Annotated in this window: 14 protein-coding genes; 9 read left to right on the top strand and 5 right to left on the bottom strand. The window is 67.3% G+C overall.

The window, feature by feature from the left end:
• Nucleotides 1–178 precede the first annotated feature (178 nt).
• The 5 genes from AMK34_RS29560 to AMK34_RS29580 all read left to right on the top strand — a co-directional run bounded on the left by AMK34_RS29560 (nucleotide 179) and on the right by AMK34_RS29580 (nucleotide 5,496).
• Nucleotides 179–1,501 (top strand): ABC transporter substrate-binding protein, encoded by a 1,323-nt coding sequence (locus AMK34_RS29560; RefSeq protein WP_038519060.1) that lies wholly within the window; start codon nucleotides 179–181, stop codon nucleotides 1,499–1,501.
• A complete protein-coding gene (locus AMK34_RS29565; protein WP_038519058.1) occupies nucleotides 1,498–2,448 on the top strand; it encodes a carbohydrate ABC transporter permease in 951 nt (316 codons plus the stop codon). The genes AMK34_RS29560 and AMK34_RS29565 overlap by 4 nt, the downstream gene beginning before the upstream one ends.
• A complete protein-coding gene (locus AMK34_RS29570) occupies nucleotides 2,448–3,290 on the top strand; it encodes a carbohydrate ABC transporter permease (protein ID WP_038519055.1) in 843 nt (280 codons plus the stop codon). Before AMK34_RS29565 ends, AMK34_RS29570 begins: the two co-directional genes overlap by 1 nt.
• A 3-nt stretch (nucleotides 3,291–3,293) precedes the next feature.
• The gene (locus tag AMK34_RS29575; protein ID WP_073847525.1) at nucleotides 3,294–4,472 is read left to right on the top strand and encodes an ABC transporter ATP-binding protein; all 1,179 of its coding nucleotides are present in this window, start codon (nucleotides 3,294–3,296) and stop codon (nucleotides 4,470–4,472) included.
• Between the two features lie 262 nt (nucleotides 4,473–4,734).
• A complete protein-coding gene (locus AMK34_RS29580; RefSeq protein ID WP_038519050.1) occupies nucleotides 4,735–5,496 on the top strand; it encodes an NPP1 family protein in 762 nt (253 codons plus the stop codon).
• A 7-nt stretch (nucleotides 5,497–5,503) separates the two neighbouring features.
• On the opposite strand, the gene AMK34_RS29585 is transcribed toward AMK34_RS29580, so the two are convergent.
• Nucleotides 5,504–5,704 carry a PspC domain-containing protein gene (locus tag AMK34_RS29585; protein ID WP_063774594.1) on the bottom strand — a complete coding sequence of 67 codons (201 nt, stop codon included), beginning with the start codon at nucleotides 5,702–5,704 and terminating at the stop codon, nucleotides 5,504–5,506.
• Nucleotides 5,705–5,903: 199 nt separating this feature from the next.
• On the opposite strand from AMK34_RS29585, the gene AMK34_RS29590 reads away from it, so the two are divergent.
• Nucleotides 5,904–6,827 (top strand): hypothetical protein, encoded by a 924-nt coding sequence (locus AMK34_RS29590; RefSeq protein ID WP_038519047.1) that lies wholly within the window; start codon nucleotides 5,904–5,906, stop codon nucleotides 6,825–6,827.
• Nucleotides 6,828–6,894: 67 nt separating this feature from the next.
• Here AMK34_RS29590 and AMK34_RS29595 read toward each other — a convergent pair whose 3' ends face one another.
• Nucleotides 6,895–7,575 (bottom strand): TetR/AcrR family transcriptional regulator, encoded by a 681-nt coding sequence (locus AMK34_RS29595; RefSeq protein ID WP_038519045.1) that lies wholly within the window; start codon nucleotides 7,573–7,575, stop codon nucleotides 6,895–6,897.
• 122 nt (nucleotides 7,576–7,697) lie between these two features.
• On the opposite strand from AMK34_RS29595, the gene AMK34_RS29600 reads away from it, so the two are divergent.
• The gene (locus AMK34_RS29600; RefSeq protein ID WP_073847527.1) at nucleotides 7,698–9,221 is read left to right on the top strand and encodes an MFS transporter; all 1,524 of its coding nucleotides are present in this window, start codon (nucleotides 7,698–7,700) and stop codon (nucleotides 9,219–9,221) included.
• Nucleotides 9,222–9,299: 78 nt separating this feature from the next.
• Here AMK34_RS29600 and AMK34_RS29605 read toward each other — a convergent pair whose 3' ends face one another.
• The 3 genes from AMK34_RS29605 to corA form a co-directional block, all read right to left on the bottom strand.
• Complete coding sequence (locus AMK34_RS29605; protein WP_016331473.1) at nucleotides 9,300–10,139, bottom strand: ParB N-terminal domain-containing protein; 840 nt, start codon at nucleotides 10,137–10,139, stop codon at nucleotides 9,300–9,302.
• The gene (locus tag AMK34_RS29610) at nucleotides 10,136–10,783 is read right to left on the bottom strand and encodes a metallophosphoesterase family protein (protein WP_037332110.1); all 648 of its coding nucleotides are present in this window, start codon (nucleotides 10,781–10,783) and stop codon (nucleotides 10,136–10,138) included. Before AMK34_RS29610 ends, AMK34_RS29605 begins: the two co-directional genes overlap by 4 nt.
• A 178-nt stretch (nucleotides 10,784–10,961) precedes the next feature.
• A complete protein-coding gene (gene corA, locus AMK34_RS29615; protein ID WP_037332108.1) occupies nucleotides 10,962–12,050 on the bottom strand; it encodes a magnesium/cobalt transporter CorA in 1,089 nt (362 codons plus the stop codon).
• A gap of 250 nt (nucleotides 12,051–12,300) precedes the next feature.
• Here corA and AMK34_RS29620 point away from each other — a divergent pair, with 250 nt between their 5' ends.
• Together AMK34_RS29620 and AMK34_RS29625 are read left to right on the top strand one after the other, a co-directional pair.
• Nucleotides 12,301–12,879, top strand: a complete 579-nt coding sequence (locus tag AMK34_RS29620; protein ID WP_225949972.1) for a MaoC family dehydratase — start codon at nucleotides 12,301–12,303, stop codon at nucleotides 12,877–12,879.
• A gap of 33 nt (nucleotides 12,880–12,912) precedes the next feature.
• Entirely contained in the window at nucleotides 12,913–14,028 is a 1,116-nt protein-coding gene (locus AMK34_RS29625) for a DUF2332 domain-containing protein (RefSeq protein ID WP_073847528.1), read from the top strand.
• Nucleotides 14,029–14,098: the final 70 nt, after the last annotated feature.

The following is a 14,098-nucleotide window of genomic DNA, read 5'->3' on the forward strand; positions in this document are numbered from 1 at the left end:
GTTACCGATACTGCTTGCGGGCGGTGATCGCCCGGAATAGGTTGCACAACACCAGTCGGGCGGTCATGTACTCCAGCGTGTCCGCCCGAGCACTAGCACGTCGGGGTGCTGGCGCGCGGGCTTCTTCAACGCGTCCTAGTGCCGCCGTTCCCCAGGCGTGCGCGGGTGAGGAGGCCTCATGGGGAAGAGGATGAGCGCGAGCCGGAGGGGCCGCTCACCAGGCCGCACCGGCTCGCTACTCGGCGCGACAGCGCTGACGGTCGGCCTGCTGGCGGGCTGCGGTTCGGATGCCGGACTGAAGATCAACGTCTACTACGCGCCCGAAGACAATTTCCAGTCCGTTGTGGACGATTGCACGAAGGCCTCGGGCGGGCGGTACGAGGTCGTCTACAACAAGCTCCCGCGACCGGCCGACGGCCAGCGGGAACAGATGGTGCGCCGCCTGGCCGCCGGGGACGATTCGCTCGACGTACTGGGGCTGGACGTCACGTGGGTCTCGGAGTTCGCCGAGGCGGGCTGGATCGACGAATGGACGGGCGAGGCCAAGGCAGAGGCGACCGAGGGTGTCCTGCCGGGACCGCTCGAAACCGCCACGTGGAACGGAAAACTCTACGCGGCGACCAAGAACACCAACGTCCAGTTGCTCTGGTACGACGACCGGCTGACGCCGACGCCGCCGAAGACCTGGGACGAGATGATCGACCAGGCGAAGGCGCTCAAGGCGCAGGGCAAACCGGCGAACGTCGTGTTCACCGGCGCGCAGTACGAGGGCCTCGTCGTCATCTACAACACGCTCGTCGAGTCCGCGGGCGGGAAGATCCTTTCCGACGACGGTAAGTCGGTCGTGATGGACGCCGGCGCGATCAAGGCACTGGAGATGCTCAAGAAGGTCACCACGGCCGGGATCACCGACCCGTCGCTGACCAACTCGAAGGAGGACGAGGTCCGTCAGTCCTTCCAGCGCGGCAACGCCGCCTTCGAATTGAACTGGCCGTTCGTCTACGCCTCCTACGCCAAGGAGAAGAAGGACGAGCTGAAGCACTTCAAGTGGACCACCTATCCGCAGCTCGAAGCGGGGAAGCCCGCCAAGACCACGATCGGTGGCTACAACCTGGCGGTCAGTTCGACGTCGAAGCACAAGGCCGAGGCCACCGAGGTCGCGCTGTGCCTGCGCAGCGCGAAAAACCAGAAGTTCTCCGCGCTCAAGGACGGCGTCCCGCCGACGATCGAATCGCTCTACACGGACACGCTGCCGCTCGACGCGACGGCGCCGCAGAGCGACGACAACCCGAGTATGGAAACGAAGTACCCGATGCGGGAGACGATCCTGGACGCGCTCAAGGACGCGGCGGTGCGTCCGCTGACCCCGGCGTACCAGAACGCCTCGACAGTGCTGTCGAAGGTGCTTTCCCCGCCTTCTGAAATCGATCCGCAGAAGACGGCGGAGAAGCTGAAGGAACAGCTCGCCGACGCGCTCCAGTCGAAGGGAGTGATCCCGTGACCGTGCAGGAGACCGCCGGTTCGGCGACCGCGAGCAAACCGGGCAAGAAGGCGAAACCGGTTCTCAGCGAAGGAAAGAAGGCCGAGCGCAGGCTCGGGCTGTGGTTGTGCGCCCCGGCGGCGATCGTGATGATCGCGGTCACCGGGTATCCGATCATCTACTCGATCTGGCTCTCCCTGCAGCGCTACGACCTCAGGTTCCCGGCGCAGCAGGAGTTCGTCGGCCTCGACAACTACATCGCGGTGCTGTCCAACGGTTATTGGTGGACGGCGTTCGGGACGACGATGGGGTTGACCATCGTTTCGGTGGTGATCGAGTTCGTGCTGGGCATGGGCCTGGCGCTGATCATGCACCGGACGCTCGTCGGCCGGGGCCTCGTGCGGACGGTCGCCCTGATCCCGTACGGCATCGTGACCGTGGTCGCCGCGTTCTCCTGGTACTACGCCTGGACGCCGGACACGGGCTATCTGGCCAATCTGTTCTTCCCGGACAGCGCGCCGCTGACCGAATACTGGCCTTCGCTGGCGATCATCGTGCTGGCCGAGGTGTGGAAGACGACGCCGTTCATGGCGCTGCTGCTGATGGCGGGGCTGGCGCTGGTGCCGGACGACCTGCTGAAGGCCGCGTCGATGGACGGCGCGACGGCGTGGCAGCGGTTCACGAAGGTGATGCTGCCGGTGATGAAGCCGGCGATCCTGGTGGCGTTGCTGTTCCGCACCCTGGACGCGTTCCGCATCTTCGACAACATCTTCGTGCTCACCAACGGGGCGCAGGACACGTCGTCGGTGTCGATGCAGACCTACAACAACCTGGTCAAGGGGTTGAACCTCGGGATCGGGTCGACGATGGCGGTGCTGATCTTCATCACGGTGGCGATCATCGCGTTCATCTTCATCAAGGTGTTCGGCACGGCCGCACCCGGTAGTGACAATGGGGGTAAGCGCTGATGGCCATCGGTGGAGCGGTCACTCCCGGCCGCAAATTCAAATGGGGCCTCGTCGACCTCCTGGTCCTCGTGTTCGCGCTGTTCCCGGTGCTCTGGGTGGTCTCGCTTTCGTTCAAGACCAAGGAGACCTTGGACGACGGGAACTTCATCCCGTCGGAATGGACGTGGCAGAACTACGCCGACATCTTCGAGACCACGGAGTTCATCAGGGCACTGGTGAACTCGATCGGTATCGCGATCATCGCGACGGTGATCGCGGTCGTCCTCGGCACGATGGCGGCGTACGCGATCGCGCGGCTGGACTTCCCCGGCAAGCAGGTGCTGGTCGGGATGTCGTTGCTGATCGCGATGTTCCCGCAGGTCTCGCTGGTGACGCCGCTGTTCAACATCGAACGTGAGCTGGGGTTGTTCGACACCTGGCCGGGGCTGATCCTGCCCTACATCACGTTCGCGCTGCCGTTGTCGATCTACACGCTTTCCGCGTTCTTCCGGGAAATCCCGTGGGAGCTGGAAAAGGCGGCGAAGATGGACGGCGCGACCCCGGCGCAGGCGTTCCGGAAGGTGATCGCGCCGCTGGCGGCACCGGGCGTGTTCACCACCGCGATCCTGGTGTTCATCTTCTGCTGGAACGACTTCCTGTTCGCGATCTCGCTGACCTCGACCGAGGCCTCGCGCACGGTCCCGGCGGCGTTGTCGTTCTTCACCGGGTCCTCGCAGTTCGAAGACCCCACCGGGACGATCTCCGCGGCCGCCGTGGTGATCACCGTCCCGATCATCCTGTTCGTGTTGTTCTTCCAGCGTCGCATCGTGGCGGGGCTGACGTCCGGTGCGGTGAAGGGCTGACCCATGGCTGAAATCGTTCTCGAAAAAGTGTCCAAGAAGTACCCCGACGGCGCCCTCGCGGTGTCCGAAGTGGACATCACGATCGCCGACGGTGAGTTCATCATCCTGGTCGGCCCGTCCGGCTGCGGCAAGTCCACGACGCTGAACATGGTCGCGGGCCTGGAGGACATCTCCTCCGGCGAACTGCGTATCGACGGCCAGCGCGTCAACGAGAAGGCGCCCAAGGACCGGGACATCGCGATGGTGTTCCAGTCCTACGCGCTGTACCCGCATATGAGCGTGCGGGAGAACATGGCGTTCCCGTTGCGGCTGGCCAAGGTCGACGACCGGACGGTGCGGGCCAAGGTCGAGGAGGCGGCGCAGATCCTCGATCTGACCGGGCATCTCGACCGCAAGCCGGCGAACCTCTCCGGCGGGCAGCGGCAGCGCGTCGCGATGGGACGCGCGATCGTCCGCAACCCCAAGGCGTTCCTGATGGACGAGCCACTGTCCAACTTGGACGCCAAGCTCCGCGGCCAGATGCGGACCTCGGTGTCGAAGATCCAGAAACAGCTGGGCACGACGACGCTCTACGTCACGCACGACCAGACCGAGGCGATGACCCTCGGCGACCGGGTCGTCGTGCTCCGGGCGGGCTACGTGCAGCAGATCGGGTCGCCGCAGTTCCTCTACGACAACCCGGCGAACCTGTTCGTGGCCGGATTCATCGGCAGCCCGTCGATGAACTTCGTGCCCGCCACGCTGGAGAACGGGACCGCCCGCAGCGCGCTGGGCGACATCCCGCTCACCGACCGGGTGCGGCAACTGGTCGAAGCCGCCGACGCGCCGCGTGAGGTCATCGTCGGCATCCGGCCGGAGCATTTCGAGGACGCCTCGCTGGTGGACGCCAACGCCCGTCAGGGTGCGACGTTCACCGCCCACGTCGACGTCCTCGAGTCGATGGGTTCGGAGAAGTTCGCGCACTTCTCGGTCGAAGGGGAGGCCGCGTCGTCGTCCGACCTCGCGGATCTCGCCGCCGACAGCGGATCCTCGGACGTTCCGGGCGCCGAGTCGCAGATCGTCGCCCGCCTCTCGGCGGCGTCCTCCGCGGCGGAGAACCAGAACGTCGAACTGTGGTTCGACGCGGACAAGATCAAGTTGTTCGACGGGGCCAGCGGCAAGAACCTGACCTACACCGACTAGGTCTCCTGTTGCGCGTGAAGGCCCCCTTCCCGCGGCTCAGCCGCGGAAAGGGGGCCTTCACGCGAGTTCGCCGCCCAATCACGCGAGTTCGCCGCCCAATCACGCGAGTTCGCCGCCCAATCACGCGAGTTCCGCCTTCAATCACGCGAGTTCGCCGTCCGATCACGCGTGTGCGGCATTCACGCGACTCCCCACCTTCGGCGGTTTACGTCTCTGGAGGTGATCGGGAATCCTCCCCGGTACCGAGAGAAGGGCGCCTGCCTTGCCGAAGAAGCTTTCACGCCGTCTCCTGCAGGGCCTGGTCGGCGCGGTCCTGCTCACCACGCTCGCCCCGGCCGTCGCCTGGGCCGAACCCCCGCAGGCGCTGCCGTCGAACGCGACCGAGGCCGACCGCACCTGGCAGCCCGCGTTCGATTACGACACCGACGGCTGCTACCCGACCCCCGCGATCTCGCCCACCGGCGCGGTGGCGACCGGACTCAAGAACTCCGGAGCCCTCAACGGTCAGTGCCGGGACAGGTCCGACCTCGACAATACGAACTCCTACGCGCGATCGAAGTGCAACAACGGCTGGTGCGCCCACCTGTACGACCTGTACTTCGAGAAGGACCAGGCCGTCCCGCTCGTCGACTGCTGCGGGCACCGGCACGACATCGAACACGTCGTCGTCTGGGTCAACGAGGGCCAAGCCCGGTACGTCTCGACGTCCGCGCACGGCAACTACTCGACTTACGACCGCTCGAAGGTCTCCTGGGAGGGGACGCACCCGAAGATCGTCTATCACAAGGACGGCGCGAGCACCCACTGCTTCCGCATCGCGAGCGCGACCGAGCCGCCGGAGAACCACTACAACGCCTGGCAGTACCCGGATCTCGTCAGCTGGGACGGATTCCCGCCCGGTATCCGCGACACGCTCGTCCGCGCCGACTTCGGCAGCGCGAGCCTCGCGATCAAGGACGGCTCGTTCGAATACAACCTCGGCAAGGCCAAACCGGCCGGGATCCCCTTCGATCCCAACGCCTGAGGCCGGCTCAGTACTCGCTCTCGGGCAGGGCGAGCCACAGCACGAGATAGACGATGAACTGCGGCCCGGGCAGCAGGCAGGACAGCACGGCGAGCAGTCGGACCTTGCCCGGCGTGGTGCCGAAACGTTTGGCGATCCCGGCGCAGACGCCGCCGATCATGCGGCCCTGGCGCGGTCGGGTCAAGCGGGCGGCTACGGGGTTCGTCACGGGTCTTCCCTCTCTGTCATCACTGTGTGTGAAACCCATTTTCGTCGAGTGGCGGCCCGCCCGCATCCCACCGCGGAACGAAACGCACCCCTAAGGGCGTGAAATCGAGGTAAAGCACCCACCTGGGAAAACGCGGCGAGCCCTGTGTTCTTCGCCCGTAGGGGGTGGTGTTCCCGGATCTTTTGACGATACTGCTCCGGTGCCCCCGAAGAGACTGAGCGCAGTACTCTGCGGCCTGTTCCTCGCCGCGGCCTGTGCCACGCCCGAACCGGCGGTGCCTTCGCCGACCACGGCGGGCGACGAGGCCTTGACCGCTTCCGAGGCGCTCGGCGAATACTCGTCGCTCGATTACTGCAGCCTTGTCGACCAGCGGAAAGTGATCGGCGGCGGAAACGCGGTCAAACCGCCGCTGTCCTCTTTCGAGTTCTGCCGCCTCGAATTCGTCGAGGGCGCCAATCGCTACACCGTGACCACCGGCCCGATCACTTCCGGGCAGGATCCGAACAATCAGCCCTACGAATACGCCGGGCCGCTGCCGGAGGGCCTCAGCGTCCAGCAGTCGACGTTCAACGAGGACACCGTCTGCACGCGGCTGCTCACCTTCGCCGACGGGATCCGGCTGTCCGTCGCCGTCACCTCCGACGACAAGGCGCCTGCCGACCAGGCCGACCGGTGCCGGACCGCGGACGCGACGGTCGGCAGCGCGGCCGGGGTGATCGCCGCGCGCACGGTCGGGCGGCTGAACCTCGACCAGCGCTCGTGGGGCCGCGTCGCCCCGTGCGCGCTGCTCGATCAGCACGAACTCGACGCCGCCGCCGGAGCGGAGACCAAACCGGCCCCGGCGCTGTCCGGGCACAGCTGCATCCGCGGCAAGGTCAGCTTCTCGCTGTCCGTCGGCGCGGACACCACGCCGGGCGCGACGGAGGCGCTGGGCGGCCGGCAGGCCCAGGTCGCCACTTCCGGCGCGTTCTGCCAGGTGACCACGCACCGGCCGATCCCGGGCACTCCGGACCGGGTCGAGCAGGCGGCGCTTTCCGTGGTCGGTGTCGACGGCGCGGCGGAGGACGTCACCTGCGGGGCGGCGCGGGAGGTCGCCGCCGCCGTGTTCCCGAAGCTCCCCTGACGCGTTTCGTCCTCTGGATGCGGTCCTTGCACGCGCAAGGATCGCATTCAGAGGACGAAACGCGGGGTCAGGAGCGCAGCTTCGGCAGCCGGAAGGAGCACATGACTTCTTCCAGCGCTTCGACGTCCAGCGGGGGATGCGGCAGTGGGGTGGCGCGGCCGGGTTCGGCACGCAGGCCGTCCAGCAGCATCGCGAGGCACCGGCGCCACAGGTCCGGCTGGATACCGTGCGTGAACTCGATGACCGAGCCGATCATCTGGTGCAGCAGCGGCATGTCCGTCGGCACGATGTCGGCGCGGAGCACTCCGGCCGTCTGAGCCCGTTCGACGAGCTGTGTGATCAACGGCACCATGCGCGATTTCGCCTCGGCGACGCGCTCCTGGCCGAAGACGTTCGACAGCATGACTTCCCGTAACCCGCGGTCACCGGCGTGCAGTTCGGCCGCGCGCCAGGTGAAGTCCGCGAAGCCGTCCCACGGGTCTTCGGCGCGAAGCGCTTCTTCGGCGAACTCGCGGATCGTCTCGAACTGGTCGACGAACATCGCCTCGACCAGGTGTTCCTTGCTGGGAAAGCGGCGATAGACGGTGCCGACGCCGACGCCCGCGTGATGCGCGACGTCGTCGAGTGTCGCTTCGAGCCCGCGCTCGCCGAAGACATCGCGTGCCGCCGCGATGATGCGTTGCCGATTGAGTTCAGCATCGCGCCGCAGCGGCCGCGCCGGTGCGGCGGGAGCGAGGTCCCGAGCCATTCGTCCAGCTTAACAAACGAAGTAGAGGACACTTCTCCACTTCTTGTGTACCTTGGGCGCGGAAAGGGGAGATACCTACTCCACATAGCTTCTTCGTCACTATCGGTGAGGAAACCGCCCGTATGTCTGACTCATCCACCGCTGTCGCCACGCCGCCGGGGGACGCGGCCGCGCAGCACTCCAACCCGCACCACGCCAGGAGATGGCTGATCCTGGTGATGATCGGGCTCGCCCAGCTGATGGTGGTGCTCGACGCCACCGTCGTGAACATCGCGCTCCCGTCGGCGCAGCAGGACCTCGGCTTCTCGAACGACGCCCGCCAATGGGTCGTCACCGCCTACGCGCTCGCGTTCGGCAGCCTGCTCCTGCTCGGCGGGCGGCTCGCGGACCTCTTCGGCCGCAAACGCGCGTTCCTCGTCGGGCTCGCCGGCTTCGCCATCGTGTCCGCGATCGGCGGCGCCGCGAGCAGTATCGAAATGCTGCTGGTCGCCCGTGCGGCACAGGGTGTCTTCGGCGCGCTTCTCGCCCCGGCGGCCCTTTCGCTGCTGACCACGACGTTCACCGATCCGAAGGAGCGCGGCAAGGCGTTCGGTGTCTTCGGAGCCATCGGTGGTGGCGGCGCGGCGATCGGCCTGCTGCTCGGCGGCGTGCTGACCGAGTACCTCGACTGGCGCTGGTCGATGTACGTCAACATCATCTTCGCGGTGATCGCGTTCGCCGGTTCGTTCGTGCTGCTGAAGAACTCCGAGACCGAGGGCCCGCGCCCGAAGCTCGACATCCCCGGCACGATCACCGCGTCGGCCGGTCTCTTCGCGCTCGTCTACGGCTTCGCGAACGCCGAGCGCGACTCGTGGTCCTCGATCTCGGTGTGGGGTTTCCTCGCCGCCGGTGTCGTGCTGCTCGCCGCTTTCGTGGTGATCCAGCAGCGTGCCGAACATCCGCTCCTGCCGCTGCGCGTGCTGCTCGACCGCGACCGCGGCGGGTCGTACCTCGCGATGTTCCTGCTCGCCATCGGGATGTTCTCGATCTTCCTGTTCCTCACCTTCTACATCCAGCTGAACCTCGGGTTCACGCCGGTGCAGAGCGGTGTCGCGTTCCTGCCGATGGTGGCCACCCTGATGGCCAGCGCGACGTCGGCGACGGCCGTGCTGCTGCCGAAGTTCGGCGCGAAACCGTTGGTGTCACTGGGAATGCTGATCGCCGGGGCCGGGCTGTTCTGGCTCTCGGCCATCGACGTCACGAGCACGTACACCGGCGGGGTGCTGTTCCCGCTGATGGTCATGGGCGTCGGCATCGGCCTCGCGATGGCGCCCGCGATGAGCGTCGCGACCTTCGGCGTCGACACGCACGACGCCGGTGTCGCGTCGGCGGCGGTCAACACCGCGCAGCAGGTCGGCGGCTCGATCGGGACCGCGCTGCTGAGCACGCTGGCCGGAAACGCGGCGACGTCGTTCACGGCCGGGAAGGTGCCTTCGGCGCAGCTGGCGGCCGAAGCGGCGGTGCACAGCTACACGACCGCTTTCGTGTGGGGCGGGTGGATCTTCGTCATCGGTGCGGTGATCTGCGGGCTGCTGCTGCGGTCGGGTGCTCCGGCGAAGGCTGCCGAAGGCGCTTCGGAGGCTACGCCGGTCGCCGTGCACATGTAGGCCCCTCGAATGCTAGGAAAGGACCGTTCCTTGCAAAATTTGCAAGGAACGGTCCTTTCCTAGCACGGGGTGGGGGCATCAGCGGGACTGTGACCGCACCGCCTCGAAGACCTCGTCGTCCCACCGATGCGTCCGGATCAGCCGGTACCGTTCACAAGCCACCCACAGATACGCCTCGGCGTCCGTCCGCGCGCCGATCAGGTCCGCCTGCCGCAACATCGCCACCACCGGCACGAACTCCTCGTCGAACCACCGCTGCGCCAGCGTCGCCCGATCCGAGTACGCCCCTTCGTCCTGCATCAGCCGGAAACCCCACGCCTCCACGTGCTCGCCGAGCCGCGCGTAATCCCACGGATCGGTGAACACCACCGAAGCCCGCGCGTGCCCCGAAAGCGGGACCCGCTCCAGGAACAGCCGCCGGTAGTCCTTGACGATCAGGTCGCCGCGGTACCGGATCCCGCTCGGGTCCAGTTTGGTCCGCACCTCGGTGACCATCGCCTCTATTGTGGACAGTCGCATCGCGTGCGCCACCGAGACACGATGGTGCCCGTCGATGATGAAATGCAGTTCGCCCACGCGGTACACCTCGATCGGCGGGATCGATTCGCCGCGCCGGGTGGCGAGCGCCAGCCGTTCCCAGCGTTCGCGCACCCGCCCGGACGTGGGGCGGAAACGGCGGTCGAAATCGCGGCCGCGGTCGACGCTGCCGACGATCGAGTCGAGCCGGATCACCCGTGCCCCGATCTTCCGCTCGCCGAGATAACCGAGCGCGTCGACCACCTCGTGGAACGGCAGCATGATGTTGACGTCGTCGGGCTCGCCGCGCAGCCAGTTCGCCAGCCGTGACAACACCTGACGTCGTCGTGCGCGCAGGAAGTCGTGTTCCGCGTCCGCACGGGGAAAACCGGTGTCCTTCATACGAACTCCATGATCCGGTGCCCGACCACGTTGCGTACCGTGGTCCCGCCGACCACCCGGTCCGGCACGGGTTCACCGTGCGGGTGGATATGCCCGTGCAGCAACCATTTCGGCCGCAGCAACTCGATCGTGCGATGGAGACAGTCGAACCCGCGGTGCGGCGGATCCTCGCGGTCGCCGCAGTGCCGCGGCGGCGCGTGCGTGAGCAGGACGTCGACGTCCCGGCCGTCCCGCCAGCGACGGAACCGGGCCCGGCGCACCAGCCTGCGGGCACGCCGCGCCTGCTGACGTTGCGTCCACTGGTTCGGGCCGTCGTTGTAGCGGACCGAGCCGCCGAGCCCGGCGAACCGCAGCCCGCCGACGTCGACGATCCGGCCGTCCGCGTTCACCCCGCCCGCCGGCCCGGGCCACACCGCGGGGAAACCGTCCTTCATGGACAGTCCGCCGTAGCGGGTGTAGCCGGACAGGTCGGGGTCGTGGTTCCCGGGGACGAACACGCACGGCACGTCGAGCGCGCCCGCCAGGAATTCGAGGTAGTCGTACGGCAGGTCGCCGGCGCCGATCACGAGGTCGGCCGGGTGGTTGCGGACGGCGGACGTCCACAGCCGCTCTTCGACCTCGTCCGCGACCACCAGCGCTTTCATGCGCTCCAGGGTAAGCCCGGCGGCGCTACTTCGTGCCGTGCGCGAACGCGGGGTCCTTGGCGATGATCGCGATCACGATGCCGAGCCAGACGACGCAGAAGGCCAGCGCCCAGAACTTGAGGTTGGTCAGGATCCTTGGCATGAGGGAACTCCAGAACTACCGAAAGGGGAAGAAAGGTCAGAGCCAGCGGTTCTTCCTGAATATTCGGTAGAGCAGGATGCAGACGCCGAAGATGACCGTCATCGCCACCGGGTAGCCGAAACGCCAATGCAGTTCCGGCATGTAGTCGAAGTTCATCCCGTAGATGCCGGCCAGCGCCGTCGGGACCGCGATGATCGCCGCCCACGCGGTGATCTTGCGCATGTCCGTGTTCTGCTGGAGCGTGATCTTCGCCAGCGTGGCGTCCACCAGGGTGGTCAGCAGCTCGTCGAAGTTCGAGACCCGCTCCGAAACGGTCGTCAAGTGGTCGGAGACGTCGCGGAAGTAGGAGCGGACCTCGTCCGGGATCAGCCGCGTGTAGCCCTCGGCGAGCCGCTGCAGCGGGGTGCCGAGCGGCATGACCGCTCGGCGCAGTTCGAGCACCTCGCGCTTCATGAAGTAGATCTGCTCGGCGCTCACCTTGGAGCGCGGTGCGAAGACGTGCGTCTCCATCTCGTCGATGTCCGACTCGATCGCGGTGGTGACGTCGAGGTAGTGGTCGACGACGTGGTCCGCGATCGCGTGCAGCACCGCGGACGGCCCGAGGTCGAGCCGCTCCGGGTCCTGGTCGAGTTCACGGCGCAGCCTCGCGAGCCCCGAGTGGTTCCCGTGCCGCACGGTGATCACGAAGTCGCGGCCGAGGAAGGCCATCAGTTCGCCGGTCTCGACGATCTCGTTCGCCGTCGCGGGCGATTCGTGCTCGACGTACCGGACGGTCTTCAGCACCATGAACAGCGTGTCGTCGTAGCGCTCCAGCTTGGGCCGCTGGTGTGCTTCGAGCGCGTCTTCGACGGCCAGCTCGTGCAGGCCGAAGGTGTCCGCGATGCCCTGGATCTGGACGGCGTCGGGCTCGTGCAGGCCGATCCAGACGAACCCGGCGTGCCGCTTGCGCACCTCTTTGATGGCCTCGGCGTGCGTCCAGCGGCCGGGCAGGCGCTTGCCCTCCACGTACACCGCGCAATCGACGACGTACGCCGAAAGGGGGACGGGCAGCGGGCGTTCGGGGACGCTCTTGGCGCGGCCGTTGCTCCGGCCGCGAAGGCCGCCGAGCGAGGGGATGGCAGGCATGGGATCTCCTGGGCAGACGTCGTGCGTTGAAGCGCGAAGACGACGGGCCAAGCGGTCGGGGGGCCGCTCGGCTAGGCCAGCGTTCCCGGTTTCGTCAGCCCTGCCAGGTGGGGATCCGGCGAGATGTGAAGGCGGAAACGCTGCGACTACTAGGAAGCGGACTATCGCCACTGGACATCGGGTTCCTCACCTCCTTCGGCTCGGCGGACGGTTACGCAGTGGTGTGGGTCGCGTTGACGACCCGACACCAATGGTCGAGGGTACTCCTCAACACGAAGGCCTGTCGTTCCAGGCTCACGCCGCGTTACTCGTGCAGGAGGAATGGGTGCAGTTCGGTCGCTATTACGAAGAGTTCGAGGTCGGTGCGGTCTACAAGCACTGGCCGGGCAAAACGGTCACCGAGTACGACGACCACCTGTTCTGCCTCATCACCATGAACCACCATCCGCTGCACCTCGACGCGCATTACGCCGAGGAGACCACCGACTTCGGCAAGAACGTCGTGGTCGGCAACTACATCTACTCGCTGCTGCTGGGGATGTCGGTGCCGGACGTGTCCGGCAAGGCGATCGCCAACCTCGAGGTCGAATCGCTGAAACACGTGAAGCCGACCTTCCACGGTGACACCATCTACGGCGAGACCGAGGTGCTGGACAAGACGCCGTCGAAGTCGAAGGACGACCGGGGCGTCGTCTACGTCGAGACCCGCGGCTACAAGCAGGACGGCACGATCGTCTGTGTGTTCCGTCGCAAGGTGATGGTGCCGAAGCGGTCTTACGGTGACTCCAGGGGCGGTGAACAGCCCGGCCGTCCCGTGCCGCACGAATAATGGGTGTCACGAACGGGAAAAGGGAGCGCGTCGATGCCCATCGGGCTGGATGAGATCAAGAGCCGCCTGCGGAAATTCGCGACGGTCGAGGCGGCCGGTGTTTCGCCGCTGTACGAGCACCTGGCGGCGCAGGCGGCCGAGGACGACGACGTCGCCGGGCTGCTGACCGACGCCCGCGGCGGTGACGGTGAAGCACGCGGGACGCTGCTCATGGCGACCGCGCACCGGCTCATCCAGGCCGACCCCATCCACCCGCTCTCGCGGTATTACCCGTCCGTCGGCGGTTTCGACGGCGTGGATTCGGAGACGTGGCCCTTGTTCCGCTCGTTCCTGCTGGAGCGGGCGGACAAGGCGCGCGCGATCATCTCCTCGCGGTACACGCAGACCAACGAGGTCCGCCGGGCCGCGCTGCTCTATCCCGCGGTGACGGCGGCGGCGAAGGAGGCGGGCGGCAAGATCGCGCTGCTCGAGGTCGGCTGCAGCGCGGGCCTGCTCCTCGGCCTGGACAAGTACGGCTATCGCTATCAGTGCGACGGCGGCGAGCAGCTCACCGCCGGGCCCGCGAAGACGGCCGTCGGCCTGCATTGCGCGCTGGACCTCGCGCCCGGCGCCGTCACGCCGAAGGTGCCGAAGAAGCTGACGATCACCGCCCGCGCCGGCCTCGACCGCGCCCCGGTGGACCTGGCCGACGAAGACGAACTCGCCTGGCTCGAAGCGTGTGTCTGGGCCGACCAGCCGGACCGGATCCGGCTCCTGCGCACGGCCGCGGCGGCACAGGGCAAGCAGCGGCCGGAACTGATCGCCGGCGACGCCGTCGACGATCTCGCCTCCGCGGCCGCCACGCTGCCCGCCGACGCGCCGCTCGTCGTGCTGACCAGCCACGTGCTGGCGTACCTGGGGGAGCGGCGGGCCGACTTCCTCGAAGCGCTCCGGAAGCTCGCCGCGGACCGGCCGCTGTGGTGGGTCAGCGAGGAGTTCTACGCCGCCGCGCTGGAGCCGCTGGTGCCCGGCAGGACCGATCTGGCCGAACCGGCGGACCAGGCCGTGCTCGGGCTCGTCCGGTGGGAAGCCGGCGTCCCGGACGTGCGGGCGCTGGCCAGAACGGCGCCGCACGGGCAGCGGATGACCTGGCTGCCGGTCCGGTCGTGAGTGGCGTTTCGTGTTCTAACCCGAATCGCCACTCACGACCAACGTGAGGTCAGGCTGGGGTTTCGCGTGA

This window comes from Amycolatopsis sp. CB00013, assembly GCF_001905755.1.
GTDB classification, from domain to species: Bacteria; Actinomycetota; Actinomycetes; order Mycobacteriales; family Pseudonocardiaceae; genus Amycolatopsis; species Amycolatopsis japonica.

What these genes read in the sequence shown, in the direction of transcription:
- AMK34_RS29560 (WP_038519060.1), top strand. Translation starts at nt 179, where the DNA reads ATGGGGAAGAGGATGAGCGCGAGCCGGAGGGGCCGCTCACCAGGCCGC.
- AMK34_RS29570 (WP_038519055.1), top strand. Translation starts at nt 2,448, where the DNA reads ATGGCCATCGGTGGAGCGGTCACTCCCGGCCGCAAATTCAAATGGGGC.
- AMK34_RS29575 (WP_073847525.1), top strand. Translation starts at nt 3,294, where the DNA reads ATGGCTGAAATCGTTCTCGAAAAAGTGTCCAAGAAGTACCCCGACGGC.
- AMK34_RS29595 (WP_038519045.1), bottom strand. Translation starts at nt 7,575, where the DNA reads ATGGCTCGGGACCTCGCTCCCGCCGCACCGGCGCGGCCGCTGCGGCGC.
- AMK34_RS29600 (WP_073847527.1), top strand. Translation starts at nt 7,698, where the DNA reads ATGTCTGACTCATCCACCGCTGTCGCCACGCCGCCGGGGGACGCGGCC.
- AMK34_RS29605 (WP_016331473.1), bottom strand. Translation starts at nt 10,139, where the DNA reads ATGAAGGACACCGGTTTTCCCCGTGCGGACGCGGAACACGACTTCCTG.
- AMK34_RS29610 (WP_037332110.1), bottom strand. Translation starts at nt 10,783, where the DNA reads ATGAAAGCGCTGGTGGTCGCGGACGAGGTCGAAGAGCGGCTGTGGACG.
- corA (WP_037332108.1), bottom strand. Translation starts at nt 12,050, where the DNA reads ATGCCTGCCATCCCCTCGCTCGGCGGCCTTCGCGGCCGGAGCAACGGC.
- AMK34_RS29620 (WP_225949972.1), top strand. Translation starts at nt 12,301, where the DNA reads ATGGTCGAGGGTACTCCTCAACACGAAGGCCTGTCGTTCCAGGCTCAC.
- AMK34_RS29625 (WP_073847528.1), top strand. Translation starts at nt 12,913, where the DNA reads ATGCCCATCGGGCTGGATGAGATCAAGAGCCGCCTGCGGAAATTCGCG.